The following is a 26,947-nucleotide window of genomic DNA, read 5'->3' on the forward strand; positions in this document are numbered from 1 at the left end:
CCCGGAGACGCGACCATCGGCAGCGGCTGCCGGGGGAAGGCGGCGCCCATCAGCCCTCACTCGGTGATCGCAGGCCCCGGCCCACCACCCGACTGCCTGCCCAGGTGTGCCCGGGGATGTGGCTGCCGCACGACGTCAGGAAGCGGGCCGCGACCACCTCATCTGCGTTGCCACTCCTCTGCGAGGAGTTGGTAGGAGCGCACCCGGTCGGTGTGGTCGTGGGTGATGGTGGTGATGATCAGCTCGTCCGCGCCGGTGGCCTCCTGGAGTTGTTCGAGCTGGTCGGCGACGCACCCCGGAGAGCCGACGAACTGGGTGTCGACGCGGTCGGCCACCAGTGCCCGGTCCGCCTCGGTCCAGGTGTGGGCGCGGGCCTGCTCCGGAGTCGGGAAGGGGATGGCGCCCTCGGCGGTGCGGATGCTGCGGACCCACGGGCCGTAGCCGGTGGCCAGTTCGCGGGCGGTCGCGTCGTCTTCGGCGACGACGACGTCGGCGGAGACGCTGACGTAGGGCTTGTCGAGGTGGTCGGACGGCTGGAACGCGGCGCGGTAGCCCTCGGCGGCCTCCAGTACGGTGGCCGGGCTGACGTGGTAGTTGGCGGCGAAGCGCAGGCCATTGCGGCCGGCTACGTCGGCACTTTGTCCGCCGCTGCTGCCGAGGATCCATACCTGTACCTCGGCGCCCTCGCCGGGGACGGCGTGTGCTTCGATCCCGTCCGCGGAGCGGTAGTCGCCGCGCAGGAGCGCGAGTATGTCGTCGACCTGCTCGTCGTAGTCCTGAGGGCGAGCTCCGGGCTGGTGCAGCAGCTGCTGCTGGAGCTGGAAACGCGGCGAACCGATCAGGTGTTCAGCAGAGAACCTTGGCGGGATCTTCAGCCCGTTGGGGGTGCGCCCGTCGAGGACGGGGGTCGTGGTCGGCCGGGGCTCTGCCGTCTGTCCTGGGGGGCGTCCGCCCGAGCGGCCGAGGCCCAGGTCGAGTCGTCCGGGGTGCAGGGCGTCGATCAGCCCGAACTCCTCGACGGTGGACAGGGCGGTGCGGTGACCGAGTTGCACGGCACCGGAGCCGATTCTGATCGTGGAGGTCGCGGAGGCGGTCAGGGCCAGCACGACGGCGGGAGAGGTCCCGGCCACGCCCGGGTTGAGGTGGTGTTCGGCGAACCAGTAGCGGGTGTAGCCGAACCGCTCGGTCTGCTGGGCGAGGTCGATGGTGTTGCGCAGGGCCTCGGCGGCGGTGGAGCCGGACGAGATCGGGACGAGGTCGAGAACCCCGAGGGGGATGCCGGACATGATCAGGTGCTCCTCAGCGGTCAGTGGACGCGGGTGCCCGGCGCGGGCGCGGGCTCGGGTGCGGATGCCGGTTCGCCGAGGACCGGGGCCCAGGGGAACGGCGGGTCGGGGATGTCGCGGCGTAGAACGGGGGCGATGTCGGACTGGAAGAGTTCGAGCGAGGCACGGTGCTGGGCCTGGGTGAGCCCGCCTGCGTCGGCGTGCATGTGGAGCACGCTGTGGCCGAACTGCTCGTGGTAACGGTGCACTTTGTCGATGACCTGCTGAGGGCTGCCGATCAGCGCCGAGCTGCGTTCGACGAAGTCCTCCAGGGTGGCGAACACCGGCTCGACGCCCAGCCGTTTCTGGAACGCGAGATAGCCCTCGAACACCGGCCGGTATGCGGCGATCGCTTCCTGCGAGGTGCGGGCCGCGTAATAGCCGGCCGTCCCCGCGCCGACAACGGCCTGAGCCGGGTCGCGGCCGTAGTGCTCCCACCGCTCCCGGTAATGGCGGACGAGTTCGGCGTACGGCTCTATCGGGTGGGTGACGTTGGCCGAGAAGAGCGGATCTCCGTAGCGGGCGGCGAGGTCGACCGACTCCCGGCTGGTCGCGCTGCCGTGCCAGACCCGGATGGGCTGCTGGAGCGGCCTCGGCCACACCTCGGCCTCGGTCAGCTGGGGGCGGAAGCGCGGGGAGGCGCTCACCCTGTCCTGCCGCCAGATCCGGCGGAACAGCTCGTAGCTCTCGGCATTGCGGTCCCACTGGTCCTCGGGAGCGACGTGGAACAGCTCGCGCTGGGCGGCGCCGTTGCCCTTGCCGATGATCAGGTCGAGACGGCCCGCGGACAGGTGGTCCAGAGTCGCGTAGTCCTCGTACGCGCGTACCGGGTCGAGCAGGCTGAGGGTGGTGACGGCGGTGAAGAGCCGGATCCGGGAGGTGAGCGCGGCGATGTGGCTGAGCACGACCGGTGGCGAGGAGGAGATGAACGGCCGCTCGTGGCGTTCACCGACGCCGAAGCCGTCGAATCCGAGTTCCTCGGCCAGCAGCGCGTTGTCGATCACCTCGCGGAAGCGCTCGCTGGTGGACTTCTGGACCCCGGTCACCGGATCCGGGGCGTGCACGATGAGGGTGATGGCCAGGAACTTCACGGCGCCGTCCGCCGGGTCTGCGGCTGCGCGCGTGTGTCGGGGTGTGCGCCCGGCTCGCGCCATGCGGCTGGGTGCTGGCCTGCGCCGTCCAGCGCGACGGCGAGGTGAAGAGGGGGAAGTGCGGACACGAACAGGGTGCCTTCCTGGTCGACCGTTTGTGATCACCGGTCCTCATGCGGAGGGCTCGGCGGCAGCGAGCGCAGCGAGATGGGGGTCCCCCGGCCGAAGGCTGGGGGAGGGTCAGGAACGACAGAGCGCACCGGCCACCCGTTGCAGATCGATGTGGGGCCGGAAGTACAAGCGGACGCAGCCGCGTGCGGCGAGAACCTTCTCGGGCCGGACAAGGCCGCTGGGAACGGGTGACTTCATCTCAGTCGCAGGCTAGGCGGAGCCGGACGGACGGAGGTGGAGAGCGTATTGCGGTTCCATGAAACCGTCCGGGTGCTCCTGGGAGGGCTGAGCGGCGCGTTCCGTGATGTGAACCGCCCAGTCCAGGATCTGCACCGCTGCCCCTGCGGCCTCCAGCCCTTGGCAGTGCGCATGGTGCCTGCGGGCGATGCCGTCCAGGTCGAGGTGGGGGCCGAAGGCCGGATGGGCGGCCAGTCGCCGTGCGTAGGCCCACAGGTGCGGATGGTCGGCGATGCGGTGGACCGCGGCGGCGTCCAGATGCTGTCGGTGCACGGTGTCGAGCTGAACCAGGGTCACCCACAACTGCACGTCGGCGGCGGTCATTTCGTCGCCCAGGATGAAGTCCTGGAAGGCGAGCCGCCCCTCCAGTGTGCCCAGGACACGAAGCAGGGAGCTGAGGGCGGTCTGGCGCACCCCGGCGTCGGCGCCGACCTGGCCGGCGTGTTGTGCGGCTTCGTTGATGCGGTACTCGCAGAGGCGCTCGACCGCCGCGATCTCCGACGCCGTGCCGTGCGGGTACAACGCGGGCCGGTCGGAGCAGTCGGGCCGCTCGGGGCGGTCACAGCCGAAGTGCCGGGCCATGTCACGCAGGATGTCCGGGGTGTGCGTGCTGACGATCCGTCCCGTCCAGTCGTCGCTCAGCACCGGTGCCGCGGCGGGTCCGGGATGCCGGTGCGAACTGGCCTCGTACAACGGGCGCAGAGCGGAGTGTCCGCCGTCGGGGCTGTCGGGCACGGCCGGCAGCAGCGCCACCGCAAGGGTCTCTTCCAGGCCGAGCAGGCTGTGGGTGATGGCGATCCGCAGACAGTGGGGGCAGGACGGCGAGAGGTGGAGGCGGTAGCGGCGCGGCACGGCGTAGTAGCCACTGCTCGCGTCACGGCCGATCCTGCCCCGGAACGACAGCGTCGAGGGGAGGGCGGAGGGGAGGGACGGCACGGTGGTCGGTGCGGCAGGCATGGTTCTCCCTGGGTCCGGGTCCGGCTTCTGGTTCGCAGAGTGCGGCGGGCGGCGCACGTGGGGTGCCGGGCGCGCGGCGGCGTTGGCGCGTACCCATGCGCGGCGAAAGGTGCGGTGCCGGTGGGCACCGTCGGTTCAGTGCAGAGAGCCGGCCGCGCTGCAGACGCGCAGGAGATCGATGTGACGGCGGGAGGTCAGGAGGAGAGACGGCCGGCCCGCGCGCACTGCCCTGTCGGCGGGCGACTCCGGACGCTCCATCATTTCCTACCTATTCACTAGGGAATCTGTAATGGAGTGTCAGTCGACATTCGAGCCTCGTCAAGAGGGCCGTCTCGCATCGCGCCTGCTGTCTCACATGGTGGGAGGACATGTGAGCGACCCTGAGGCCGAGGGGCAAGGGTCATCGCGGGGTTCGGGAGCCCGCGAAGGGGACCTGGGCGACCGGCACGGTGCCCGTCGCGGCGCGGAACGGGTGGGTCCACAGGCCCTGCGCCTGAAGCTTCGGCAGCACTCCCTCGCCGAACCAGTACGTCTCCTCCAGGTGCGGGTAGCCGGAGAGGATGAACTCCTCGATACCGAGGGCGTGGTACTCCTTGATCCGCTCGGCCACCTCGTCGTGGCTGCCGACCAGCGCGGTGCCCGCGCCGCCGCGCACGAGGCCGATGCCGGCCCACAGGTTGGGGTGGATCTCCAGGGACTGGCGACTGCTGCCGCCGCCGTGCAGGGCGAGCATGCGCTGCTGGCCCTCGGACTCGCTGCGGGCGAGCCCGGCCTGCACCGACCGCACCGTCTCCGGGTCGAAGCCGTCCAGGAGCCGGTTCGCCTCCGCCCACGCCTGCCCGGAGGTGTCGCGGGTGATGACGTGCAGCCGGATGCCGAAGCGGAGGGTACGGCCCTGCTGGGCGGCCAGTCCCTTGATCCGGGCGATCTTCTCGGCGACCTGGGCGGGAGGCTCGCCCCAGGTGAGGTAGACGTCCACGTGCCGCGCGGCGACCTCACCGGCGATGGGCGAGGAGCCGCCGAAGTACACCTCGGGGACGGGATCGGGCACGCGGGCGAGCCTGGCGTCCTCGACCTGGAGGTGCTCACCGGCCAGGTCGACGGTCTGCCCCTCCCACAACCCCCGTACGACCTGCAGGAATTCGCCGGTACGGCGGTAGCGCGCGTCCTTGTCGAGGAAGTCGCCGTAGGCGCGCTGCTCGTGGCTCTCCCCTCCCGTGACGACATTGAGCAGGAGCCGTCCGCCGGTCTGCCGCTGGAAGGTGGAGGCCATCTGGGCGGCGAGCGTGGGCGAGACGAAGCCGGGGCGGAAGGCGACCAGGAATTTGAGCCGTTCCGTGTTCTGGCTGACCATCGCGGTGGTGAGCCAGGCGTCCTCGCACCAGGCGCCGGTGGGGGTGAGCGCGGCGGTGAAGCCGAGGTCCTCGGCGGCGCGGGCGATCTGGCTCAGGTAGGCGACCGTCGGAGGCCGGTCGCGCCCGGACTCCGTGGCGGGGGTGCCGTGGCCGCCGCCCACGACGTGGCGGCTGTCACCGTTGGTGGGCAGGAACCAGTGGAAGGTGAGGGACACGTCGGGCGCTCCGATCAGAGGTGTTCTCAGCGTTCGTCAGCGTTCGTCAGAGGGGGTGGCAGTGCCGGGGCGGCGCGGACTCCGTTTGCTGTGGGGTCCGCTGACGGCTGCTTGGACTCCTTGGGGTCCGCTGCCGGCGCGGCTCGTGGAGAGAGCCTCGGTGGCGTCGGCGATCACGGTCGCGGCGCTCACCCGGTGGCCACCAGCAGCGTCGTACGGCCGCCCAGCGCGGCGGAGAACTGGTCCGTGACCTGGGCCAGGGCCTCGGCCGAAGCCGGCGCAACGGTCAGCGCGCCGTCGTCGCCCACCGTGATGTCCTTGTCGAGCGTGAACCAGCCCGGCGTGATGTGGGCGGGGCCCATGGAGGCGAGCACCGGGCGCAGGGCGTAGTCGATGGCCAGGACGTGGGCGGTGGTGCCGCCGGTGGCCAGCGGGAGGACCGTCTTGCCCGTCAGGGCGTACTGCGGCAGCAGGTCGAGCAGCGACTTCAGCAGCCCGGAGTAGGCGGCCTTGTAGACGGGGGTACCGATCACGACGCCGTCCGCCTGCTCGAACAGGGCGGTGGTCCGGGCGATCGCCGGGTGCCGGAAGTCGGCTCCGAGCAGCGCCTCGGCGGGGAGCGTGCGGACGTCCAGCGGGATCACGTCGTGCCCCTGTGCGGTGAGCCGGGCGTCGAGGTAGCGCAGCAGCCGTGCGGTGCGGGAGGTGACGGAGGGGCTTCCGGAGACGGACAGGATGGTGGCCATGGGAGGACCTTTCAGTTCTTCGTTTCGCGATGCGGGTGTCGGTCAGGCGTGGACGGCTACGGGCTCGGAACCGGGCTCCTGGGATTGGAGGTTCACTCCTCCCTCCCCGGGTGTGGCGTGGGCAGTTGGAGGTGGTGGCGCAGGGTGGTGCCCTCGTACTCGGTGCGGAACACGCCGCGTTCCTGAAGCAGCGGGACGACCCGGTCGACGAACTCGTCCAGGCCGCCCGGGGTGAGGTGCGGTACGAGGATGAAGCCGTCGGCGGCGTCGGTCTGCACGTACTCGTCGAGGGCGGCAGCGACCGAGGCCGGGGTGCCGATGAAGGACTGCCGGGCGGTCTGCTCGATGGCCAGCTCGCGGATGGACAGCTTCTTCTCTTCGGCGAGAGCCCTCCACCGTGCCGCGACGCCGAACCGGTCGCCCGCGTGGGCCCAGCCCTGGACCACGTCGCTGTCCGGCACCGGGTCGATGTCGGGCACCGGCCCGTCGGGGTCGTACGCGGACAGGTCGCGGCCCCAGACGTTCTCCAGGAACGCGATGGCCGTCTGTGGGCTCACCTGCTGGCGGCGGATGTGCGTGGCGCGCTCCTGTGCCTCGGCGTCGGTGTCCCCCAGCACGAAGGTCACCCCGGGCATGATCTTCAGCTCGTCGGGTGTGCGGCCGTACCGCGCCAGGCGCCGTTTGACGTCGGTGTGGAAGGCACGGCCTGGCTCCAGGGTGCCGTGGCGGCTGAAGACGACGTCGGCGGTGCGGGCGGCGAACTCGCGCCCCTCGTCGGAGTCCCCGGCCTGGATCAGGACCGGGTGCAGCTGCGGTGAGTGCGGCAGGGTGGGGCGGGCCGTGATGTCGAACTGGGGCCCCGTGTGGCGTACGGTCCGCGGGGCGCCGCCGGGCCGCCAGGAGTTCCACAGGGCGCGGGCGACCTCGACGAACTCGGCGGCGCGGTGGTAGCGGTCGGCGCGGTCGAGGTAGCCGCCGCGGCGGAAGTTGGCGCCGGTGAAGGCGTCGGAGGTGGTCACCACGTTCCAGGCGGCGCGCCCGCCGGAGAGGTGGTCCAACGAGGCGAAGCGGCGGGCGAGTTCGTAGGGCTCGTTGAAGGTCGCGTTGACGGTGGCGGCCAGGCCGAGGTGCTCGGTGACGGCGGCGAGCGCGTTCAGCACGGTCAGGGATTCGGGGCGGCCGACGACGTCGAGGTCGTGGATCAGGCCCTTGCGTTCGCGTAGCCGCAGGCCCTCGGCCAGGAAGAGGAAGTCGAACCTGCCGCGCTCCGCCGTGCGCGCGAGATGCCGGAAGGAGGAGAAGTCGATCTGGCTGCCGGAGTCCGGGTCGGACCACACGGTGGTGTTGTTGACGCCGGGGAAGTGCGCGGCGAGGTGGATCCGCTTGCGGGGCCTGGTCGTTGCCGTCGTCGCCGGGTGCGTCATCGGGCCGGCTCCGTCTCTCGCCTGCGGGCGTAGCGGCTGGCGGGGCGGGGCAGGTCCAGGTGGTCGCGGAGGGTGCGGCCGGTGTAGTCGGCGCGGAACAGGCCGCGCTCGCGCAGCTGCGGCACGAGGTCGTGGACCACCGTGGGCAGATCGTCGGAGGCAGAGGCCGACAGGAGGTGGAAGCCGTCGACGCCGGCGGTCGCGTGCCAGTCGGCGAGCAGTTCGGCGAGGTCCGCGGCGGCACCGGTGAAGTGCGCCTCGGCGGATGGGAGAGACCGGTGCCCGGCAGCCGGGAGGGATCCGGGCCCGGCGACACGCCCCGTTCCACCGGTGAGATCGACCGCGACACGTACCAACACCCGCAGCGCCTCCGGGTCGCGTCCGGACTCCGCCACTCGATGCAGCAGCGCCGTGCGGGCGAGCCGGGCGGTGGTCGGCTCGTCGGCGTCCAGCAGGACGACGTCGGCGTGGCCCGCGGCCAGCTCCCACTGCCCGTCCGAGTCGTGCACGTCGAGGGCGATGGCCACGGGCGGCCTCCCCTGCGGCGGACGGGGAACGATGGCCGGCCCGCGGACGGAGAAGTGCGAGCCCTCGAAGTCGACGTAGTGGAGCCGGTCGCGGTCGATGAAGCGGCCGGTGGCGGCGTCCCGTATCTCCGCGTCGTCCTCCCAGCTGTCCCACAGCCGGGCGGCGACCTCGACGGCATCGGCCGCCTCGGCCCACAGCTCGGCCTCGGGGGTTTGAAGGCGGCGGCCCACGGCGCGGGCTTCTGCCGGGGTTGTGGAGACGTCGACCAGCCAGCCGGCCCGGCCCTCGCTGACGAAGTCCAGGGTGGCCAGGGATGTGGAGGTGTGAAACGGCTCGGTGTGCGTGGTGGTCACGGTCGGGACGAGGCCGATCCGGCTGGTCACAGGTGCGACGCGGGCTAGGACGGCCACCGCGTCGAGCCGTCCGGGGCTGTCGTCCGGTGGCGGCGCGAAGGAATCGTCGAGGGTGACGAAGTCCAGGGCGCCCTGTTCGGCGAGACCGATCAGGCCGGCCCAGTGATCGGCGGTGAGGGGTTCGGCAGGGGTATGGCTGCTGCCGTCGAGGGCGACCGAGAGGTGGAGTTGGCGGGGCATGACCTCGAGTCCTGTGTGGAGGAGTCCTGCACGGAGGAATGGGGCGGCGGACGCTGAGGCAGGGCGCGTAAGCCGCACGGCCGCCGCGCCCCCGGATCGGCTACTTGTTGGTCTTCGGCAGACCGGGCGGGTTGATCTCCGACTTGGTCACGGCCTCGTCGGACAGGCCCCAGCGCCCCAGCACCTTGGCGTAACTGCCGTTCTCGATGACATGGTTGAGCGCGTCGGCGAGCGGCTTGGCGAGGCCGCTGTCCTTCTTGGTGGTGGCCGCGATGAGGCCCTGGAGGGTGGAGCCTGCGCCGGAGTAGGTGCCGACGACCTCGGTCTTGCCGGTGGTGGCCGCGTGGTAGGCGGCGGTCGGGTTGGGGCCGAGGTAGAGGTCGATGCGGCCGGACTGGAGGGCGAGGTAGGTGTCGCTGTCGTTCTGGTAGTACTTGATGTTCACCGGCTTGCGGCCGGCCTTCTCGTTCTCCTTGCTCCACTCGATGAGCAGCTTCTCCTGGTTGGTGCCGCTGCCGACGGCGACCGTCCTGCCCGCCACGTCCTCGGGTCCGGTGACCTTCAGGCCGCTGCCCTTCTTCGCCTCGAAGCCCAGGTTGTCCTCGCGGTAGGTGGCAAAGTCGTACTTCTCCTTGCGTTCCTCGGTGACGGTGATGTTGCTGAAGCCGACGTCGTACTTGGCGCTGTCCAGGCCGACGAAGATGTTCTCCCAGGAGACCGTGTTGATGTGCGCCTTGAGGCCGAGCACGTCGGCGACCAGGTAGGCGATGTCGGGCTCGACGCCGATGACGGTCTTGTTGTCGGTGGCGTAGAAGGTCAGCGGCGCGGCGGAGCCGGACGAGTCGACGATCTCCAGGGTGCCTCTCTTGCGGATCTCCTCCGGGACCTCGGCGGCTATGGAGTCGACCCTGTCCGTGGTGATGCGGTTCTGGTCGGGACTGATGTTGATTTTCGTCGTCCTGCCCGACGTGTCCGCGACCTCGGTGGTGCCGCCGTCGGAGGGGTTGCCGCAGGCGGCGAGGACGAGGGCGGTGGCGAGTCCGAGCGCGACTGCGGCGGTGCGGCGGGGGATGAGGGTGGACACGGTCGTTCTCCTTGCGTGCGAAAAGGATCTTGCGTACAAAAAAAGGGGGTGGTCGGTCGGAAGACCGGGAATCAGAGGACCTTGGCGAGGAAGGCGCGGGTGCGCTCCTGCTGCGGGTCGTCCAGGACGGCCGCGGGCGGCCCCTGCTCGACCACGACACCGCCGTCCATGAACACCACGGTGTCGGCGACCTCGCGGGCGAAGCCGATCTCATGGGTCACGACGATCATGGTGGTTCCGGTGCGGGCCAGGTCCTTGATGACGTCGAGGACCTCACCGACCAGTTCCGGGTCGAGCGCCGAGGTGGGCTCGTCGAAGAGCAGCACCTTCGGTTCGAGGGCGAGCGCGCGGGCGATGGCCACGCGCTGCTGCTGGCCGCCGGAGAGCTGCCGCGGGTACGTGTCGGTCTTGTCGGCGAGACCGACCCGGTCCAGCAGCCGGCGGGCTGTCTCCTCCGCCTCCTTGCGCGGGCGGCGCAGCGCGGAGACAGGGGCCTCGACGAGGTTCTCCAGCACGGTCAGGTGCGGGAAGAGATTGAAGTTCTGGAAGACGAACCCGATGTGGGTGCGCTGCTTCAGAACGTCCTTCTCCTTCAGCTCGTGCAGCTTGCCGCCGCCCCGGCGGTAGCCGATGAGCTCGCCGTCGATGCTGATCCAGCCGCGGTTGACCTTCTCCAGGTGGTTGATGGTGCGCAGCAGCGTGGACTTCCCGGAGCCGGACGGGCCGAGGACCACGGTGACCTCGCCGGCGCGGACCTGCAGGTCGACGCCGCGCAGCACCTCCAGCGGACCGAAGCTCTTGTGGACGCCGTGGACGTCCACCATCAGCGCGCTCGCGTCGCTCATCGGCTGTCTCCCAAGGGTCCCGGGGTCTTCAGGGGTACGACGGGCTGGTTGCGCTGGGCCGCCGCCGCACGCAAGGTGCGGATGACGCGCCGGGCGCGCTGGAGCGGGGTGGGCGGCGGGGTGCGGTTGGCGCCGCGGGCGAAATGGCGCTCCACGTAGTACTGGGCCACCGACAGCAGGGAGGTCAGCACCACGTACCAGGCGGTGGCGACCAGCAGCAGCGGGATCACCCGGCCATTGCGGCCGTAGATGACCTGGGCCTGGTAGAACAGCTCGCCGATGGACATCACGTAGACCACCGAGGTGCCCTTGAGCAGGCCGATGATCTCGTTGCCGGCCGTGGGCAGGATGGCGCGCATGGCCTGCGGCAGCACGATCCGGCGGATCTGCCGCAGCCGCGGGATGCCCAGCGCCGCGGCGGCCTCCAACTGTCCGTGGTCGACCGAGATGACCCCGCCGCGGACGATCTCGGCGGCGTAGGCGGCCTGGTGCAGCGAGAGCCCGATGACGGCGGCGCCGATCGTGCCGATGAGACTGTTGCTGTCGACGGACCAGAACACCGGCCCGAAGGGGATACCGACCCCCAACTCCTCGTACAGGGCACTCAGGTTGAACCAGAACACCAGCTGGACGATCATCGGGATGGACCGGAAGATCCAGATGTAGGTCCAGGCGACGGTCTGCAGGAGCGGGCTGCGCGACAGGCGCATGAAGGCCAGGACGGTGCCGAGGAGGAAGCCGAGCACAGTGGCGTAGGCGGTGAGCTGGAGGGTCACCCACACCGCCTGGACGATCGTCTCGGACAGGACGTAGTCGCTGAAGACGCCCCACTCCCAGACCGGGTTGGTGGCCAGGCCATGCACGAACTGGGCGACCAGCACGGTCACGGCGACGGCCGCCGCCCACCGCGCGTAGTGGCGCGCGGGGACGACCTTGAGAGATGCCGGATCGTCCGGCGCGGGCAGGGCCCCCGGGCCGGTGCCCGGGGAGGCCGCGCCCGGTGGCGCGGCGGCGGAGTCGGTGGTGAGTCCCATCATGGCGTTCCTGCTCGCTGGTTACTTGTGGCCGGGGGTTACTTGTGCTCGGGCGGATTGATCCGCGACGCGTCGATCGCGGAGGCGGTGGTGCCCCACTTGTTGAGGATCCGGGCGTACGTGCCGTCCTTGATCAGCTCGTTGACGGCGGCCTGGAACGCCTTGGTGAGCGGGGAGCCCTTCTTGAAGGCGAAGCCGACGTCGAGGCGGTGGTACTCACCGAGGAAGGTCGTCTGCGAGGCGGGCTGTGCGGCCTGGTAGCGCAGGCCGTTGATGGTCGACATGATCACGTCGATGCGGCCCTGCTGGAGCGCGGTGAGGGTCGCGGCGTTCTCCGAGTAGACCTTCACGTCGTACGGCTTCTTGCCCGCCTCGGCGCACACGCCTTTCTGCGCGGTGAGGGTCGCCTCGAAGGTGGTGCCGGCACCGGTGCCGATGGTCAGCCCGCACAGCTGGGTGAGGTCGGTGACCTTCGTCTTGAGTACGGTGCTGCCCTTCTTCACCGCGAAGCCCTGGCCGTCGTTGATGTAGGTGACGAAGTCGACGGTCTTCAAGCGATCGCTCGTGACGCCGAAGTTGCCGGTGCCGACGTCGTACTTGCCGCTGCCGAGAGCGGGCAGGATCGTCTCGAAGGAGGCGTCCTGGCGTTGCAGTTTGACGCCGAGGACCTTGGCCACCGCCTCGGCGAGGTCGATGTCCTGGCCCGCGGGCGCCTTGTCCGAGCTGTTCGGGTAGTACGCCCCGGGCGGGAATCCGATCGAGCTGCCGACCCGCAGCGTGCCCGACTTGCGGACGTCGGCGGGCAGCAGGGCGGCGACGGCGTCCACCTTGCGCACGGCGGCGACCGGGTCGTCGGTCGGGGCGGGGGATGCCTGGGCGCCCGCCGGCGCGGTGCCGGAGGTGTCGCCGGAGCCGCAGGCGGTCAGCGCCAGTACGGGCAGCAGCGCGATGCCGGTGGCGATGCGCAGACGGGTTCTGATCCCTCGGAGGTTCACAGGTCGGCTGCCTTTCCCGTACCTGCGGTACGTGCGGTACGTGCTGCGGCCGGCAGGTGCTTCTCGAAGGGCAGCGGGCCGATGGCTTCCGGGTCGGCCTCCGTGTCGAACAACGGGGTGTAGCCGGTGACCAGATACAGGCCGCGCGCCTCGGGCTGGCGCGGCCCGGTGGTCAGGTAGATCCGCCGGTAGCCGCGAGCACTCGCCTCGCGTTCCAGCTCGGCGACGACGCGTCGGGCCAGGCCACGCCGCCGGTGGGCGGAGTGCGTCCAGATCCGTTTCAGTTCGGCCGTGGCCGCGTCGTATCGGCGGAAGGCGCCGCCCGCGACCGGCTCACCGCGCTCAAGGAGCAGCAGCAGGACACCACCGTACGGCGCGGTGAACTCCTCATCGGGGTACCGGGCGAGCTCGGCATGGGCGTCCCTGCCGTAGCGTCTGGAGTACTCATCGCCGAGTTCGCGGATCAACGGCTCCACCAGCAGGTCCGACACAGGGACATGAATGACCGTCAGTTCGGTTGCAGACGACGGCGGTTGAGCGACGGAGGTCATCCACCCACCGCCGCGAGGTTCTGCGTGCCGCGCGCCGCCCGCTCGGCGTCGCGCTTGGCGACCTCCTCGCGGACGATCGGGATCACGTACCGGCCGAAGTCGATCGCGTCGCCGAGCAGGTCGTAGCCGCGGGCGGAGAGGATGTCGACGCCGAGGTCGTAGTAGTCAAGGAGCGCCTGAGCCACTGTCTCGGGGGTGCCGACCAAGGCGTTGGAGTTGCCCGCGCCTCCGGTGGCGGCGGCCGTCGGGGTCCACAGGGCACGGTCGTAGCGCTGCCCCGCCTCAGCGATGGCGATCAGCCGCTGCGAGCCGACGTTTTCGGGGGCACCGCTGCGGTGGTGCCGTACGAGACCAGCCTCGCGCCGCTCCCGGATGGCGCCGACCGTGCGGTGGGCCTTCTCCCAGGCCAGTTCCTCGGTCGGGGCGATGATCGGGCGGAACGCCACCTGGATACGAGGAATGTCGGTGCGGCCCGCAGCCTTCGCAGCCGCCTTCACGTCCTCGATCTGCTCGGCGGTCTTCGCCAGCGGCTCGCCCCACAGGCAGTAGATGTCCGCTTCGGCGCCCCCGGCGGCGTACGCGGCGGGCGACGAACCACCGAACGACACGTTCGGGCGGGGCTGTTGGACGGGGAAGACATCGCTGACGAAGTCGTGGAAGCGGTAATGATCGCCCTCGTGGTCGAAGGGCTCGTGGGTGGTCCAGATCTTCTTGACGATCCGGATGTACTCACGGGTGCGGGCGTAACGCTGGTCCTTGGTGAGGGTGTCGCCCTCTCGGCCCTGCTCGTGGTCGTTGCCGCCGGTGATGAAGTGCACGGTCAGCCGGCCCCCGCTGATCTGATCCAGGGTGGCGAAGGTCTTCGCGGCGAACGTCGGATACGAGACGTTCGGGCGGTGGGCGAGCAGGATCTGGAGCCGGTCCAGCCGGCTCGCGATGTACGCGGCGGCCGGCCCGGGATCCGGCGATCCGGAACCGTAGGCGAACAGCACCCGGTCCCACCCGTGGTCCTCGTGTACGCGGGCGAGCCGGAGTGTGTACTCCTTGTCGAAGGCGGCGCCGGAGCGCGGGGTGGTTTCGGAGCCGTCGTTGGTGGCGGCGATGCCGAGGAACTCCACTGGCATGGGAGATGGCCTTTCCTGTCCTCAAGTCCTGAAGTCCGTTGGTGCCACGCCGTGGTCAGCACGTGGGCACGGCAGAGCGACCCCTGGGTGCGGCCGGGTGTGACGGCGCGCTGCGGGGGGCTGGGAACCGGGGGGGTGAGCAGGTGTGATGACGCCGGGGCATGGGCCTCGGGCGAGTTGGAGCGGCGGCAGCGAATGTCAAGTCTCGCGGGACGTCCGTACGCGATTTCAGCGTGTGTTCAGGGCGTGCGTACGGCGAAACCGCGACGGGAGGAACTCGGCCCGCGACGGGGGTACCGAGGGAGGGAAGGGCCGGTCAGACGGCCCGCTGCCGCATCAGGCGCAACACGCGGCGGACCACACCCGACCGAAGTCGATGTGGTCACGGGTGACCAGGCGCTGTCCGGCATTCATGCGATTAATTGAGCAGTACATCTCGCGTCCCGTCAACTACGGCCCGTATGCCGGACCCGCCTTGAGGGGTTCCTGTGCGTGGTTGACACATGCGCGCGTTGGACACATACGATCGAGGACGGACCGGCTCCGCCGCGCGCGGCAGCCGAACCGGCCGCGTTGAGGGACGCGGCGAGCGTGATGACGCCGAAACCGGGCCTCCGCCCCGTACCCGCGCTGTGTCTGCGCGTATTCCGCGAACGTGTGTGCCGCCGGGTGGTCACCGGCGCCCGCGCCTCCCTCTTCTGGAGAGCTTCCTGATGGTTTCGCCGTCCGATCTCACCGACCCCTCCCGCGTCGCCGCATCCATCCCACCGGCAGGACGTCCGAAAGACCCAGGTCATGGCCCCGGCCATGGCCCCGGCCATGGCCCCGACGACGAGCTGCCGCGGATCGTGCCGCGCCGGCACATCGGCCGCCGGCTGACGGCCGGCGCGGCGCTGCTGGTCTTCGCGATGGTGGTCAACTCCGTTGTCCGCAACCGCGCCTTCCAGTGGGATGTGGTCGGCCGGTACTTCACCACCGCCGCCGTGCTCGACGGGCTGCTGCTCACCCTGTGGCTGACCGGTGTGGTGATGGTCCTCGGCTTTCTGCTCGGCACTCCCCTTGCCGTGATGCGGTTGTCCGCCAACCCGGTACTGCGCACGCTGAGTTGGGGCTATGTGTGGATCTTCCGGTCCACCCCGCTGCTGGTGCAGCTGCTGTTCTGGTTCAACATCGGCGCCCTCTACCCAACGCTCGGCCTCGGCATCCCCTTCGGACCACAGTTCGTCACCGTCAAGACGGTCAACCTGCTCGGCCCCGCCCTCACCGCCGTCATCGGCCTGACCCTGCACGAAGCCGCCTACGCCGCCGAGGTGGTGCGCGGCGGCATCCTCTCAGTGGACGCCGGCCAGACGGAGGCGGCCCAGGCTCTCGGCATCGGCAGACGGCGCACCCTGCGCCGGATCGTCATTCCGCAGGCGATGCGCTCCATCGTGCCGACCGCCGGGAACATGCTGATCGGCACCCTGAAGGGCACCAGCATCGTCAGCGTGCTGGCCGTGCACGACCTGCTGTACTCGGTGCAACTGGTCTACAACCAGACCTACCAGGTCATTCCGCTGCTGATGGTCGCCACCCTCTGGTACATCGCCGTCACGACCGTACTCAGTGCGGGACAGTTCTACGTCGAGCGCTACTACGCACGCGGCTCCGCCCGCGCCCTGCCGCCCACACCCCTGCAGAGGCTCAGGGCCCATCTGGCCGCACTTCGCGCCCGGCTGGACAGGGCGACCGCGCCGGAGGTCCACCCGGCGGTCAACAGTGACCGGTGAACCCCCCGCGGTGTTGCGTTCCCTACATTTCCTATCGATTTACTGGGGAAGTGTTGACGGTCCTCCCATCGGGTGCGCAGGATGACGTACATGGCCCACACGCAGCAACGACTCGTTCGTCGTCGGCATGTCGACTTCGGTCACGTCGTCAGCGCCGCCTGCTGTCGCGTGTAGGGCACGCGGCTCCCACCTCGCGCGTGCCACTCCGCTCCTTCTCTCTCATCCCAGGTGATCAGGCGCACCCACCCCCCTGCGCCTGATGGCCCGACGCACTTCTGAAGGACGACCGCCATGACCACGGCACTTCCGGCCCAGGCCACCCCACAGGGTTCGCAGCTCAGCGACATACGCCATCTCCGTCTCGTGGACGACACCGCGCGGGAGGGCGGCGAGGGACACGGCTCCCGTCCCCTCGTCGGCTACCTCGTGCTGGTCCCCGAGGGCACCGATCCCGCCCAGCTCTTCGCCAAGGACGTGACGCGGCCGGAGATCCGACCGGTCGCCTACACGCACTCACCACCTGTCCGACGGACGGGAGGCGATGTCGTCCACATCGATCCCGCGCGCCATGTCGCAGAGCTGGACGGACGCGAACTCGACCTCACCTACCTGGAGTTCGAGCTACTGGCGCATCTCGTGCTGCATCCCCACCAGGTGCACTCCCGCGAGCAGTTGGTGGCCTCCGTCTGGGGCTACGACCACATCGGCGACGGCCGCACTGTGGATGTCCACATCGCGCGCCTGCGCCGCAAGCTGGGCACGGCTCACCGGCACCGGATCGTCACCGTACGCCGCGTGGGTTACAAGTACATGCCCGACCAGCAGGAGAGCCCCAACGCCGCGGCGTGCGGCCGACCTTGAGGAGACCACTGCCATGGGCCTTGCCCTTGCGCCGTCCAGCCCCACCTCGGAATCCGGCCGGACCGGGCCCGGCCGTGCGCACTGGCTGCGCGTGACCCGCGAGACAGCGGACGACCTGGCCACGGACGCGGTGGCCAGGGAGCAGGCAGGCAAGGCCCCGTTCGACGAGGTGTCCCGGCTGCGTGAGGCAGGGCTGCTGACGCTTCTCATACCGGCCGAGCTGGGGGGAGGCGGCGCGGACTGGCCCACGGTTTACGCCGTGGTCCGGGAGATCGCCGCGGCCGACGGCGCGATCGGTCAACTGCTCGGCTGTCACTACTTCCTGTCGTGGAGCGCCCGGTTCTTCACCGAGCACTCTCTCGCCACCCGGCTCGAGCGGCAGTCCGCAGCCGAGCAGTGGTGCTGGGGTGGTGGTTTCGCCCGGCAGGAACCGCCTCTGACGCTGGCCAGGACGGGCAGAGGCCATGTGCTCGACGGCCGGCAGAGCTACGCCACTGGGGTCCTGGTCGCCGACCGCCTCGCCGTACGGGCCGTGCGGGCCGACACCGGCGAACCACTCGCCGTCCTCGTCGATCCCGCCCGGCACGGTGTGGGGATCGACGGCGACGCCGACACCTTCGGCCAACGGCTCGCGGCCGGCGGGAGCGTGGAGTTCGACGCCGCACCGGTCACCGCCGACGACATACTCGGTTCCCTGTCCGCGGACGAGGACGTCCTGTCGCCTCCGGCTGCTCTGGTATCGCCGGTCGGGCGTCTCGTCTCCGTCCAACTCCGTCTCGGCATGGCCGAGGGAGTACTCGCCGAAGCCCGTGAGTACAGCCGGACCGGCCACTCACCCTGGCACCCCGCCTGGCCGGTCGACTCCCCGCAGGACCCGCACGTGCTGAGCGTCTACGGAGAACTCACCGTCCTCACCCGCTCCGCGTCGGCGCTCGCCGATCAGGCACGGGAAGCCGTCCACGGCGGACTGGCACACGGCGAAGACCTCACCTACGACGAGTACGCGGAGGTCTCCGTCCTCGTGGCCATGGCCGAAGCCGCCGCTTCCAAGGCCGCGCAGGAGACCACCGCCAGCGCCCTCGACATCATCGGCGCCCGCTCCGCCTCCTCGCGGCTGGGCTTCGACCGCTTCTGGCGCAATGCCCGGACCCACACCTTGTACGAGCCCGTCGGCCACCGGCTCCGCGATGTCGGGGACTACTTCCTCAACGGTGCCCACCCTCCGTTCGTCCTGCCATTCTGACCGTGCGATGCCGCTCGAATTTCCCGGCCGGCTCGGCGCGAGCAGCATTCGCCACGCAACCCGGCATCCAGGCAATTGTGAACGCCGCACTTCACTCACATGTCGAGCGGTTCAGAATGTGAGATGTCCGCGCAGACTGCATTGACTTGGCCGAATTTCGCTGCAACTCTCATGAATGTGAGCAAGTCCGAGAATCTCGCCGCGCGCCTGCACGTCGATCTGCGACGCCAGGCCAGCGCCATCTGTGCCGTCGGCCGCTGAACGCGCTGACGGGCGCTGCTCTCCCGCTCCATTTTCACAGTCGGCCACCACGACCGTTTTCGGCGCAGACGACTGATTCCTAGCAGGCATTGCTGATGGGTCACTTTCCCCCTTTCGGTTTCCACCCTGCTTGCGCCCAATTGCCGAGCCCTCTCTCGGCTATGGCTTCTTCATGGCATCGATTCCGCCTCAGTCCCCATTCGTGTGAACAGGACCTTTTCCATGGCCACTACGGCATCGACCCGACGCCAGTTCCTCTCCCTGCTCGGTCTTTCTGCGGTGGCCGTGAGCTGCGGCACGACCGCCGGAGCCACTTCCGGCAAGGACCAGACCAAGACGCTCCGGTACCAGGGCTGGGCGGGTCAGGTGACCCTGCCGGAGCTGGCCGAGGATCTCGGCTATCTGCAGGACGTGAAGCTGAAGTGGGTCGGCAACACCATCAGCGGACCGCAGGACATCCAGTCCGCGGCCACGGGCCAGGTCGACTTCGGCGGCGCGTTCAACGGCGCGGTCGTCAAACTGGCAGCGAACAACGCCCCCGTCAAGGCCGTCATCAGCTACTACGGATCCGACAAGTACGCCTACAACGGCTTCTACGTCCTCAAGGACAGCCCGATCCGCTCGGCCAGAGACCTGACCGGCAAGAAGGTCGGGATGAACACACTCGGAGCCCACTCCGAAGCCATGCTCGACATCTTTCTGCAGCGAGGCGGCCTGTCCCGGGCGGAGATTGGCAAAGTCGAACCACTCGTGGTTCCACCGGTCAACACCGAGCAGACGCTGCGGCAGAAGCAGATCGATGTGGCCGTGCTCGGCGGCATTCTGCGCGACAAGGCCCTGGCAACCGGGGGCATCCGCCCGCTGTTCACCGACTTTGAACTGCTCGGCGCATTCAGCGCCGGCACCTACGTGATGACGGACCGCTTCCTGAAGCAAAACGCCGACACGGCCCGGATCTTCGTCACCGGCGTGGGGCGGGCCATCGAGTGGTCCCGTTCCACTCCGCACGAAGAGGTCATCGCCCGGATGACGGACATCGTGAAGAAGCGCGGCCGCAACGAGGACACCGCACCCCTGAAGTACTGGCGCTCCTACGGCGTCGCCGAGCAGGCGGGCCTGATCACCGGCAAGGAACTCCAGCTGTGGATCGACTGGCTGGCCGACCGCGGTGACATCAAGAAGGGTCAGGTCACGTTGTCGGACCTCTACACCAATGAGTTCAACGGCAACCAGAAGTCCTCCTCCACCGCGAAGAGCGGGAGCTGATCCCATGCCGGAATCCATCACACCCAAGATCGTGTTCGAGGACGTACGGAAGGACTTCGCCGTCAAGGACCGTGCAGGGACTCGGCAGGGCACCCGGTTCACCGCCCTCGACGGCATCGATCTGGAAATAGCGGCCGGCGAGTTCATCGTCCTGGTCGGTCCCAGCGGCTGCGGAAAGTCGACGCTCCTGGATCTGCTCGGCGGCCTCGCCGAGCCCACCGGCGGGCGGATCCTGCTGGACGGTGAACCCGTCACCGGCCCGGGCCTGGACCGCGGCATCGTGTTCCAGCAGTACGCACTGCTGCCGTGGCGCACGGCGCAGGGCAACGTCGAGTTCGGTCTGGAGGCCACCGGCGTCCCTCGGCGTCAACGGGCCGCACGTGCCAGGGAGTTCCTGGACCTGGTCGGCCTTACCGGGTTCGAGGACCGCCATCCGCATGAGTTGTCGGGTGGGATGCGGCAGCGGGTGGCGATCGCCCGCAGCCTCGCCTACGACCCTGATGTGCTCCTGATGGACGAGCCGTTCGCCGCGCTGGACGCCCAGACCCGGGAGTCGCTGCAGGACGAACTGCTGCGCATCTGGCAGCGCACCGGCAAGACCGTCGTCTTCATCACCCACGGCATCGACGAGGCCGTCTACCTCGGACAGCGCGTCGCCGTCATGACATCAAGGCCGGGCCGCATCAAGCAGATCCTGCCGGTCGCCCTCGGCTCCCGTACGGCGACGGACGACCTCCGCTCCAGCCCCGAGTTCGCGCGATACCGGCACGAGATCTGGTCGCTGCTGCGCGACGAGGTGGCCAGGGCCCAGCAGTTGGAGAAGGAGGAGGCTTCCGTATGAGCCCCACAACCGGCACGGCCACCGAGAAGACCAGGGCGCCCGGCGTGGAGAGCGCCGCCGAGCCCGTCCCTGCCCCTGCTACGTCCGCCGCAGCCCCGACACCAGGAACAGCACCGTCGGACATACGCCGAGTCCCTTCCTCCACGGCCCGGGCCCGCCGGGCGGTCCGCCGACTGCCGTACCTGCTGCTGAAGGGGGCGACCAAGTCAGCGGCGATCGTGGCCCTGCTGTTGCTGTGGGAGACCGCACCGCGACTCGGCCTGGTCGACCGGACCTTCCTGCCGCCGTTCAGCGAGGTCGCCCGCGCCTGGTGGGAGCTGGCCGCCGACGGTCAGCTCGCCGACAACGCGCGCGCCAGCCTGGTGCGTTCGTTCAGCGGATTCGGTCTCGCCGTCGCCTTCGCGGTGCCGCTCGGCCTGCTGATCGGCTGGTACCGGCCGGTCGCCGACCTCCTCGGCCCGCTCCTTGAGGTCTTCCGCAACACCGCCGCCCTCGCCCTGCTGCCGGTGTTCGTGCTGTTGCTGGGCATCGGCGAGACCTCGAAGATCTCCATCGTGGTGTACGCGTGCACCTGGCCGATCCTGCTCAACACCATCAGCGCCGTCCGCAATGTCGACCCAACCTTGCTGAAGCTCGCGAAGTCGATGGACCTGTCCGCGCCCAGGCTGTTCCAGAAGGTCATCCTGCCGGCGTCGGTTCCGGTGATGTTCACCGGCATCCGGCTGGCCGGAGCGGTGTCCATTCTGGTGCTGGTCGCCGCCGAGATGATCGGCGCCAAGGCGGGCCTCGGCTACCTGATCAACGCCTCCCAGTACAACTTCGCGATCCCCCAGATGTACGCGGGCATCATCACGATCTCCGCCATCGGCGTGGCCTTCAACCAGCTCCTGGTGACCGTGGAGCGGCGGCTCAGCTCCTGGCGCGTACCCGCCAACAGCTGACCCGGCCGGCGCTCATCTCACTGCTTCCCGGTCCCGTCAGCCAGCCCGTTCGTCTCGCTGCCCCCGTGCGTCTCGCTCCCCCGATCCGAGGAACCCCATGCCCGCGACCAGACCCCGTCAGCTGCATCTCAACGCCTTTCTGATGAACGCCGGCCACCACGACGCCGCCTGGCGGCACCCCCGTACCCAGCCCGAACGCGTCACCGACCTGCGCTACTTCCAGCACCTCGCGCAGACCGCCGAACGCGGCCTGCTGGACTCCGTCTTCCTCGCCGACGGCCTCGCCCTGTGGGGCAAGGTCCGGCACAACGCGCTCGGCGGCTTCGAACCGCTCACCCTGCTGTCCGCCCTGGCGGCCGTCACCGAACACGTCGGACTGATCGCCACCGTCTCCACCACCTTCAACGAGCCCTTCCACACCGCCCGTAAGTTCGCCTCCCTGGACCACATCAGCGGCGGCCGGGCCGGCTGGAACATCGTCACCTCCGGCACCATCAACGAGGCCCGCAACTTCGGGCAGGACGAGCACCTGGAGCACCGGCTGCGCTACGAGCGGGCACGGGAGTTCGTCGACGTCGCCACCAAGCTCTGGGACAGCTGGGAGGACGACGCGATCCTGCTCGACCGTGAGCGCGGCATCTACGCCGACACCGACAAGGTGCGGGAGATCAACCACCGCGGTGAGTACTTCGGGGTGCAGGGCCCGCTGAACGTCCCGCGCACGCCGCAGGGTTACCCGCTGCTGGTGCAGGCCGGTTCGTCGGAGGACGGCAAGGAGTTCGCCGCCCAGTACGCCGAGGCCGTCTTCACCGCCCAGCAGACCCTCGCCGACGGCCAAGCCTTCTACAAGGACCTCAAATCCCGGCTGGCCCGCCACGGCCGCACCGAGGACCAGCTGCTGGTGCTGCCCGGCATCGCTCCCGTCATCGGCTCCACCGAGGTCGAGGCCCGCGCACTCGAACAGGAACTGACGGACCTTCAAGTCCCGGAGTACGGGCTCGCCCAGCTGTCCGGAATGCTCGGCACCGACCTGACCGGGCTGCCGCTGGACGGCCCCCTGCCCGAACTCCCCGAGGAACGGGACATAAACGGCAACAAGAGCCGCTTCACGCTCGTCGCCGAACTCGCCCGCCGCGACGGCCTCACCCTGCGCGAGCTCATCGCCCGCCTCGGCGCCGGCCGCGGCCACCGCGTCTTCGCCGGCGCCCCCGAGCAGATAGCCGACCAGCTTGAGGAGTGGTTCACCCAGGGCGCCGCCGACGGCTTCAACATCATGCCGCCCCATCTGCCGGGCGGCCTGGAGGACTTCGTCGACCACGTCGTACCGATACTGCAGCGGCGCGGCCTCTTCCGCACCGAGTACACCGGCCACACCCTGCGCGAGAACTACGGCCTGGCCCGCCCCGCCAACCGGCTGGCCACGGTGGCCACAGCGGAGGGAGGGCCCGCATGACCGGGCTGGAACTCACCACCGATGTCCTGGTGGTCGGCGGAGGCCCCGCGGCCACCTGGGCCGCCCTCAAGGCGGCCCAGGACGGCGCGGACGTGATCCTCGCCGACAAGGGCTACTGCGGCACCAGCGGCGCCACCGCCTCCGCCGGCACCGGCGTCTGGTACGTCCCCCCGGAGCCCGCCGCCCGACAGACCGCCATGGCCAGCAGGGAGGCACTCGGCGGATACCTGGCCGACCCACGCTGGATGACCCGGGTACTGGACCAGACGTACACCGGGATGAACGAGCTGGCGGCGGCCGGGCGCTACCCGTTCCCGACGGGACCGGACGGCAAGCAGCTCAGGAACGGCCTGCAGGGACCCGAGTACATGCGCAGGATGCGCATCCGCGTCCAGCGGGCCGGGGCACGCATCCTCGACCACAGCCCGGTCACCGAACTGCTCACCGACCCCTCCGGGGCGGTCGCCGGAGCCAGGGGGCACCAGCGCCAGGCCGGGCAGCCGTACGAGGTGCGCGCCGGGGCAGTCGTCCTGGCCACCGGCGGCTGCGCGTTCCTCAGCGGCGCGCTGGGCTGCAACGTCAATGCCGGCGACGGGGCGCTGTTCGCCGCCGAGGCGGGCGCGGAGATGTCCGGGATGGAGTTCTCCAACGCGTACGGCATCGCACCCGAGGGCACCTCCGTCACCAAGACCGCGTTCTACTCCTTCGCGACCTTCTACCACGAGGACGGCACGGTCCTTGAGGGGGCCGCCAGCCAGGGCGGCCGGTCCGTGATCGCGCGTGCGCTGCTCAGCGAGAAGGTGTACTGCCGCCTGGACCGGGCCGATGCGGCGGCTCGGCAGGCGATGCGGCTGGCCCAGCCGAATTTCTTCCTCACCTTCGACCGGCTCGGCATCGACCCCTTCACCCAGCTCTTCGCCGTCACGCTCCTCGCCGAGGGCACCGTGCGCGGCACCGGCGGCATCCGCGTCACCGGCGACGACTGTTCCACCACCGTGCCCGGCCTGTACGCGGCTGGCGACGCGGCGACCCGTGAGCTGATCTGCGGCGGCTTCACCGGCGGCGGCAGCCACAACGCCGCCTGGGCCATCTCCTCCGGCACCTGGGCGGGCCGGGGCGCGGCCCGCCATGCCCGCTCCCTCGGCGGGCACGCCGGTACGAGGCTCCTGGCGGCAGCGGGCGGAGCGGGTCTCCGGCCCACCGGGACTCCGGGTCCGGCCGACGGCTTCCGCGAGGTCGTCACCGCGGTCCAGGGCGAAGTGCTGCCGTACGAGAAGAACTATCTCCGCCACGGCGACCGGCTCACCGCCTCACTGAGGGTCCTCGACAGCGTGTGGGAGGAGTCGCGCGCATCCCTGCATGCCGGGGGCGGGGACACCGTACAGGCCAGGCAGGCCGCGGCGATGGCGGCGCACGCCCGCTGGATGTACACCTCGGCGCTCGCGCGCACCGAGACCCGCGGCATGGCCAAACGGCTCGACTTCCCGGCGCAGGACCCCGCACAGCACCACCGCATCGTCACAGGGGGCCTCGACCGGGTGTGGACCCGCACCGAGCCCCTGCCGACCGCACCACACGCACCGTCGGCCCTGCTGGAGGTGGCGTCATGATCGAACTGGTCTCGGCGGAACGCTGTATCACCTGCGACAAGTGCATCAAGGTCTGCCCGACCAACGTCTTCGACCGCGGTGAGGGCGGCATCCCGGTGCTCGCCCGCCGCGACGACTGCCAGACCTGCTTCCAGTGCGAGGCGAACTGCCCGGCCGACGCCTTGTACGTCGCGCCCCTGACCCGCCCGCTGCCCGACGGCTCCACCGCCCGGGACGAGGAGCACCTGGACCGTACCGGCCTGCTCGGCAGCTACCGCCGGCACATCGGCTGGGGACGAGGCCGCACCCCCGGCGCGCTCCGAGCCGTCGGCCCGTCCCTCGGACCACCAGGGGCCAAGGAAGCCTCACCACCCATCACTTCCTGACCACCTCCCGATCAATCACCCCATGTGAAAGGAACCCGCGCATGACCACCAGCACCGGCTTCGACATCCGCAGGATCGGCGGCCGAATCGGCGCCGAGATCCTCGGCGTGGACCTCTCCACCGACCTCGACCCCGCCGTCGTCACCGAGATCAACTCCGCGCTCCTGGAACACAAGGCGCTGGTCTTCCGCGACCAGCGGCTCGACGACGCGGGCCAGCTCCGCTTCGCCTCTCTCTTCGGCGAGCTCACCACCGCGCACCCCACCGTGCCGTCCGTCGACGGTCAGCCCCACATCCTCCCGGTCGACGGCGACGAGGGCATTCGCGCCAACCAGTGGCACACGGACGTCACCTTCGTCCGGACACCCCCGAAGGCGTCCACGCTGCGCAGCATCGTCGTCCCGCCCTACGGCGGCAACACCCTCATCGCCAACTCGGCCGCCGCGTACCGGGACCTGCCCGAGCCGCTGCGCGAGCTGGCAGACAAGCTGTGGGCAGTGCACACCAACGCCTACGACTACGCCGCACCGAAGAGCGAGAAGGCCGCCGAGCACCGCAGGCGGTTCGTCTCCCGGAAGTACCGCACTGCCCACCCGCTCGTCCGCGTCCACCCCGAGACCGGGGAGCGCGGGCTGTTCATCGGCGGCTTCGCCCAGAGCATCGTCGGCCTCGGCCCCTCCGACTCCCGCGACCTGCTGCGCATCTTCCAGTCGTACGTCACCCGCCCCGAGAACATCGTGCGCGTGACCTGGACACCCGGCGACCTCGTCCTGTTCGACAACCGCATCACCCAGCACTACGCCCCCGACGACTACGGCGACCTGCCGCGCCTACTGCACCGGGTCACCGTCGCGGGCGACGTCCCCGCCGGGATCGACGGCACCCTCAGCCACGTAATCGAGGGCGACGACGCCTCCCACTACACCCCACCCGCGGCCTGAGGCCCACGGCCGCCGGACAGGGGACACCCGCCCCTGCCCGGCGGCCCGCCCGAAGCGGATGCCGGCCGAAGCGGATGCCGGCCGAAGCTGTACGGGATAATGGGCGCATGCGGATCTCAGCCAGGGCCGACTACGCGGTACGCGCCGCACTGCAGCTCGCTGCGTCACGGGACGACGGGCCGCTGAAGGCCGAGGCCATCGCCGACGCCCAGGACATCCCGCACAAATTCCTCGAAAGCATCCTGAACGACATGCGCCGGGGCGGTCTCGTACTCAGCCAGCGCGGCGGCAACGGCGGCTACCGCCTGGCCAAGCCCGCCGAGGACATCAGCATCGCCGACGTCATCCGCATTGTGGACGGACCGCTGGTCTCGGTGCGCGGGGTCCGCCCTCCGGAGCTGTCCTACACCGGCCCCGCCGAGTCGCTGCTCCCTCTGTGGATCGCACTGCGGTCCAATGTGCGCGAGATCCTGGACGGCGTGTCGCTCGCCGACGTCGCGTCCGCCCGGCTTCCCGCCGAGGTATCCGCGCTGACCGACGCCCCGAGCGCCTGGGTAAACCCCTGACACGCTGGGCCACTCCCCTCCCATCCCGAAAAGCGAGATAGCGGGGTCCATCATGTGAACACCCCCTTGGGGTGTGTGCCGCCTTCTGTCACGATCCCTAGCAACCAGATAGGAAAACTAGGGATCTGTGGGGTGGTCATGAGAGCGCTCAATCGCGCAGATCTGTTGCTGCCCCTTCTGACCTCGCGTCGCCACATCGACCTCGGCCGTACGTCCAGCGCCATCTGTCGGCCCATCTGAGATCGTCCACAGAACCTGTCGGCACTCCACAGAACGCCGCTGGGCCTCTGTCACCCCGCCTGCCTCTGCGGACAGGACACCGCCCCTTTCGACGGACAAACGCCACCCGCATCCCCGTGACCGCATCCTTCGAGTGCGGCACAGCTGTGCCGGGGGCACACCCCCACTTCCGCGATACCCCCCACGATCCGCTCCTCAGCCCGCGACGGCAGCCCTGCCGCCGAAGGCCGGCGAGTGGAGTACTGGTGCCTGCCCATGGGCTTTACGCCACGCATTCCCGTACCTCCTTGATCACCCATCCCCTGAGAGGACACC

The 26,947-nt window shown here is 69.9% G+C and carries 26 protein-coding genes; 12 read left to right on the forward strand and 14 right to left on the reverse strand.

The features are described from left to right. Positions 1-158 precede the first annotated feature (158 nt). The 14 genes from IM697_RS36635 to IM697_RS36695 all read right to left on the reverse strand — a co-directional run bounded on the left by IM697_RS36635 (position 159) and on the right by IM697_RS36695 (position 14,275). Positions 159-1,286: an LLM class flavin-dependent oxidoreductase gene (locus IM697_RS36635; RefSeq protein ID WP_194040596.1), complete on the reverse strand. Its 1,128-nt coding sequence runs from the start codon at positions 1,284-1,286 to the stop codon at positions 159-161. 20 nt (positions 1,287-1,306) lie between these two features. Further along, on the reverse strand, positions 1,307-2,416 hold the full coding sequence (locus IM697_RS36640) for an LLM class flavin-dependent oxidoreductase (protein WP_194040598.1): 1,110 nt from the start codon (positions 2,414-2,416) through the stop codon (positions 1,307-1,309). Positions 2,417-2,656: 240 nt separating this feature from the next. Next, positions 2,657-2,785 carry a putative leader peptide gene (locus tag IM697_RS46050; protein ID WP_407699569.1) on the reverse strand — a complete coding sequence of 43 codons (129 nt, stop codon included), beginning with the start codon at positions 2,783-2,785 and terminating at the stop codon, positions 2,657-2,659. A gap of 12 nt (positions 2,786-2,797) precedes the next feature. Beyond that, a complete protein-coding gene (locus tag IM697_RS36645) occupies positions 2,798-3,781 on the reverse strand; it encodes a glutathione S-transferase C-terminal domain-containing protein (RefSeq protein ID WP_194040600.1) in 984 nt (327 codons plus the stop codon). Between the two features lie 400 nt (positions 3,782-4,181). Then, positions 4,182-5,351 carry an LLM class flavin-dependent oxidoreductase gene (locus tag IM697_RS36650; protein ID WP_194040602.1) on the reverse strand — a complete coding sequence of 390 codons (1,170 nt, stop codon included), beginning with the start codon at positions 5,349-5,351 and terminating at the stop codon, positions 4,182-4,184. 188 nt (positions 5,352-5,539) lie between these two features. Next, entirely contained in the window at positions 5,540-6,097 is a 558-nt protein-coding gene (ssuE, locus tag IM697_RS36655; protein WP_194040604.1) for an NADPH-dependent FMN reductase, read from the reverse strand. Positions 6,098-6,189: 92 nt separating this feature from the next. Then, positions 6,190-7,521: an NtaA/DmoA family FMN-dependent monooxygenase gene (locus IM697_RS36660; RefSeq protein WP_194040606.1), complete on the reverse strand. Its 1,332-nt coding sequence runs from the start codon at positions 7,519-7,521 to the stop codon at positions 6,190-6,192. Next, positions 7,518-8,642, reverse strand: coding sequence for an LLM class flavin-dependent oxidoreductase (locus IM697_RS36665; RefSeq protein ID WP_194040608.1), 1,125 nt, complete (start codon positions 8,640-8,642; stop codon positions 7,518-7,520). The genes IM697_RS36660 and IM697_RS36665 overlap by 4 nt, the downstream gene beginning before the upstream one ends. Before the next feature lie 100 nt (positions 8,643-8,742). Next, complete coding sequence (locus tag IM697_RS36670; RefSeq protein ID WP_194040610.1) at positions 8,743-9,726, reverse strand: ABC transporter substrate-binding protein; 984 nt, start codon at positions 9,724-9,726, stop codon at positions 8,743-8,745. A 71-nt stretch (positions 9,727-9,797) separates the two neighbouring features. Then, entirely contained in the window at positions 9,798-10,571 is a 774-nt protein-coding gene (locus tag IM697_RS36675; RefSeq protein ID WP_322734538.1) for an amino acid ABC transporter ATP-binding protein, read from the reverse strand. After that, on the reverse strand, positions 10,568-11,605 hold the full coding sequence (locus IM697_RS36680; RefSeq protein WP_194050028.1) for an amino acid ABC transporter permease: 1,038 nt from the start codon (positions 11,603-11,605) through the stop codon (positions 10,568-10,570). The genes IM697_RS36675 and IM697_RS36680 overlap by 4 nt, the downstream gene beginning before the upstream one ends. Positions 11,606-11,643: 38 nt before the next feature. Continuing rightward, positions 11,644-12,600: an ABC transporter substrate-binding protein gene (locus IM697_RS36685; RefSeq protein ID WP_194040613.1), complete on the reverse strand. Its 957-nt coding sequence runs from the start codon at positions 12,598-12,600 to the stop codon at positions 11,644-11,646. Then, positions 12,597-13,151 (reverse strand): GNAT family N-acetyltransferase, encoded by a 555-nt coding sequence (locus IM697_RS36690; RefSeq protein WP_194040615.1) that lies wholly within the window; start codon positions 13,149-13,151, stop codon positions 12,597-12,599. The genes IM697_RS36685 and IM697_RS36690 overlap by 4 nt, the downstream gene beginning before the upstream one ends. Then, positions 13,148-14,275 (reverse strand): LLM class flavin-dependent oxidoreductase, encoded by a 1,128-nt coding sequence (locus IM697_RS36695; protein ID WP_194040617.1) that lies wholly within the window; start codon positions 14,273-14,275, stop codon positions 13,148-13,150. The genes IM697_RS36690 and IM697_RS36695 overlap by 4 nt, the downstream gene beginning before the upstream one ends. A 713-nt stretch (positions 14,276-14,988) precedes the next feature. Between IM697_RS36695 and IM697_RS36700 the strand changes: the two genes are divergently transcribed. The 12 genes from IM697_RS36700 (at position 14,989) to IM697_RS46055 (ending at position 26,632) form a co-directional block, all read left to right on the forward strand. Beyond that, the gene (locus IM697_RS36700; RefSeq protein ID WP_194040620.1) at positions 14,989-16,044 is read left to right on the forward strand and encodes an amino acid ABC transporter permease; all 1,056 of its coding nucleotides are present in this window, start codon (positions 14,989-14,991) and stop codon (positions 16,042-16,044) included. A 291-nt stretch (positions 16,045-16,335) separates the two neighbouring features. Further along, on the forward strand, positions 16,336-16,905 hold the full coding sequence (locus IM697_RS36705; protein WP_194040622.1) for a winged helix-turn-helix domain-containing protein: 570 nt from the start codon (positions 16,336-16,338) through the stop codon (positions 16,903-16,905). A 13-nt stretch (positions 16,906-16,918) separates the two neighbouring features. Further along, the gene (locus IM697_RS36710) at positions 16,919-18,148 is read left to right on the forward strand and encodes an acyl-CoA dehydrogenase family protein (protein WP_194040626.1); all 1,230 of its coding nucleotides are present in this window, start codon (positions 16,919-16,921) and stop codon (positions 18,146-18,148) included. Between the two features lie 483 nt (positions 18,149-18,631). Next, a complete protein-coding gene (locus IM697_RS36715) occupies positions 18,632-19,675 on the forward strand; it encodes an ABC transporter substrate-binding protein (protein WP_194040629.1) in 1,044 nt (347 codons plus the stop codon). A 4-nt stretch (positions 19,676-19,679) separates the two neighbouring features. Further along, positions 19,680-20,516, forward strand: coding sequence for an ABC transporter ATP-binding protein (locus IM697_RS36720; protein ID WP_194040630.1), 837 nt, complete (start codon positions 19,680-19,682; stop codon positions 20,514-20,516). Continuing rightward, positions 20,513-21,457, forward strand: a complete 945-nt coding sequence (locus tag IM697_RS36725; protein ID WP_194040632.1) for an ABC transporter permease — start codon at positions 20,513-20,515, stop codon at positions 21,455-21,457. Before IM697_RS36720 ends, IM697_RS36725 begins: the two co-directional genes overlap by 4 nt. 97 nt (positions 21,458-21,554) lie before the next feature. Further along, the gene (locus tag IM697_RS36730) at positions 21,555-22,910 is read left to right on the forward strand and encodes an LLM class flavin-dependent oxidoreductase (protein WP_194040634.1); all 1,356 of its coding nucleotides are present in this window, start codon (positions 21,555-21,557) and stop codon (positions 22,908-22,910) included. Then, positions 22,907-24,520 (forward strand): FAD-dependent oxidoreductase, encoded by a 1,614-nt coding sequence (locus IM697_RS36735; protein ID WP_194040636.1) that lies wholly within the window; start codon positions 22,907-22,909, stop codon positions 24,518-24,520. Before IM697_RS36730 ends, IM697_RS36735 begins: the two co-directional genes overlap by 4 nt. Beyond that, the gene (locus IM697_RS36740; protein ID WP_194040638.1) at positions 24,517-24,885 is read left to right on the forward strand and encodes a 4Fe-4S dicluster domain-containing protein; all 369 of its coding nucleotides are present in this window, start codon (positions 24,517-24,519) and stop codon (positions 24,883-24,885) included. The genes IM697_RS36735 and IM697_RS36740 overlap by 4 nt, the downstream gene beginning before the upstream one ends. Positions 24,886-24,926: 41 nt before the next feature. Beyond that, positions 24,927-25,826 (forward strand): TauD/TfdA dioxygenase family protein, encoded by a 900-nt coding sequence (locus IM697_RS36745; RefSeq protein WP_194040640.1) that lies wholly within the window; start codon positions 24,927-24,929, stop codon positions 25,824-25,826. A 107-nt stretch (positions 25,827-25,933) separates the two neighbouring features. Further along, positions 25,934-26,392: an RrF2 family transcriptional regulator gene (locus IM697_RS36750; protein ID WP_194040642.1), complete on the forward strand. Its 459-nt coding sequence runs from the start codon at positions 25,934-25,936 to the stop codon at positions 26,390-26,392. Positions 26,393-26,530: 138 nt separating this feature from the next. Next, on the forward strand, positions 26,531-26,632 hold the full coding sequence (locus IM697_RS46055; protein ID WP_407699570.1) for a putative leader peptide: 102 nt from the start codon (positions 26,531-26,533) through the stop codon (positions 26,630-26,632). Positions 26,633-26,947 lie beyond the last annotated feature (315 nt).

The sequence above is a fragment of the Streptomyces ferrugineus genome (assembly GCF_015160855.1).
In the GTDB taxonomy this organism is placed as follows: Bacteria; Actinomycetota; Actinomycetes; order Streptomycetales; family Streptomycetaceae; genus Streptomyces; species Streptomyces ferrugineus.

What these genes read in the sequence shown, in the direction of transcription:
- IM697_RS36635 (WP_194040596.1), bottom strand. Translation starts at nt 1,286, where the DNA reads ATGTCCGGCATCCCCCTCGGGGTTCTCGACCTCGTCCCGATCTCGTCC.
- IM697_RS46050 (WP_407699569.1), bottom strand. Translation starts at nt 2,785, where the DNA reads ATGAAGTCACCCGTTCCCAGCGGCCTTGTCCGGCCCGAGAAGGTTCTC.
- IM697_RS36645 (WP_194040600.1), bottom strand. Translation starts at nt 3,781, where the DNA reads ATGCCTGCCGCACCGACCACCGTGCCGTCCCTCCCCTCCGCCCTCCCC.
- ssuE (WP_194040604.1), bottom strand. Translation starts at nt 6,097, where the DNA reads ATGGCCACCATCCTGTCCGTCTCCGGAAGCCCCTCCGTCACCTCCCGC.
- IM697_RS36660 (WP_194040606.1), bottom strand. Translation starts at nt 7,521, where the DNA reads ATGACGCACCCGGCGACGACGGCAACGACCAGGCCCCGCAAGCGGATC.
- IM697_RS36665 (WP_194040608.1), bottom strand. Translation starts at nt 8,642, where the DNA reads ATGCCCCGCCAACTCCACCTCTCGGTCGCCCTCGACGGCAGCAGCCAT.
- IM697_RS36675 (WP_322734538.1), bottom strand. Translation starts at nt 10,571, where the DNA reads ATGAGCGACGCGAGCGCGCTGATGGTGGACGTCCACGGCGTCCACAAG.
- IM697_RS36680 (WP_194050028.1), bottom strand. Translation starts at nt 11,605, where the DNA reads ATGGGACTCACCACCGACTCCGCCGCCGCGCCACCGGGCGCGGCCTCC.
- IM697_RS36690 (WP_194040615.1), bottom strand. Translation starts at nt 13,151, where the DNA reads ATGACCTCCGTCGCTCAACCGCCGTCGTCTGCAACCGAACTGACGGTC.
- IM697_RS36695 (WP_194040617.1), bottom strand. Translation starts at nt 14,275, where the DNA reads ATGCCAGTGGAGTTCCTCGGCATCGCCGCCACCAACGACGGCTCCGAA.
- IM697_RS36700 (WP_194040620.1), top strand. Translation starts at nt 14,989, where the DNA reads ATGGTTTCGCCGTCCGATCTCACCGACCCCTCCCGCGTCGCCGCATCC.
- IM697_RS36705 (WP_194040622.1), top strand. Translation starts at nt 16,336, where the DNA reads ATGACCACGGCACTTCCGGCCCAGGCCACCCCACAGGGTTCGCAGCTC.
- IM697_RS36710 (WP_194040626.1), top strand. Translation starts at nt 16,919, where the DNA reads ATGGGCCTTGCCCTTGCGCCGTCCAGCCCCACCTCGGAATCCGGCCGG.
- IM697_RS36715 (WP_194040629.1), top strand. Translation starts at nt 18,632, where the DNA reads ATGGCCACTACGGCATCGACCCGACGCCAGTTCCTCTCCCTGCTCGGT.
- IM697_RS36720 (WP_194040630.1), top strand. Translation starts at nt 19,680, where the DNA reads ATGCCGGAATCCATCACACCCAAGATCGTGTTCGAGGACGTACGGAAG.
- IM697_RS36725 (WP_194040632.1), top strand. Translation starts at nt 20,513, where the DNA reads ATGAGCCCCACAACCGGCACGGCCACCGAGAAGACCAGGGCGCCCGGC.
- IM697_RS36730 (WP_194040634.1), top strand. Translation starts at nt 21,555, where the DNA reads ATGCCCGCGACCAGACCCCGTCAGCTGCATCTCAACGCCTTTCTGATG.
- IM697_RS36735 (WP_194040636.1), top strand. Translation starts at nt 22,907, where the DNA reads ATGACCGGGCTGGAACTCACCACCGATGTCCTGGTGGTCGGCGGAGGC.
- IM697_RS36740 (WP_194040638.1), top strand. Translation starts at nt 24,517, where the DNA reads ATGATCGAACTGGTCTCGGCGGAACGCTGTATCACCTGCGACAAGTGC.
- IM697_RS36745 (WP_194040640.1), top strand. Translation starts at nt 24,927, where the DNA reads ATGACCACCAGCACCGGCTTCGACATCCGCAGGATCGGCGGCCGAATC.
- IM697_RS36750 (WP_194040642.1), top strand. Translation starts at nt 25,934, where the DNA reads ATGCGGATCTCAGCCAGGGCCGACTACGCGGTACGCGCCGCACTGCAG.
- IM697_RS46055 (WP_407699570.1), top strand. Translation starts at nt 26,531, where the DNA reads ATGAGAGCGCTCAATCGCGCAGATCTGTTGCTGCCCCTTCTGACCTCG.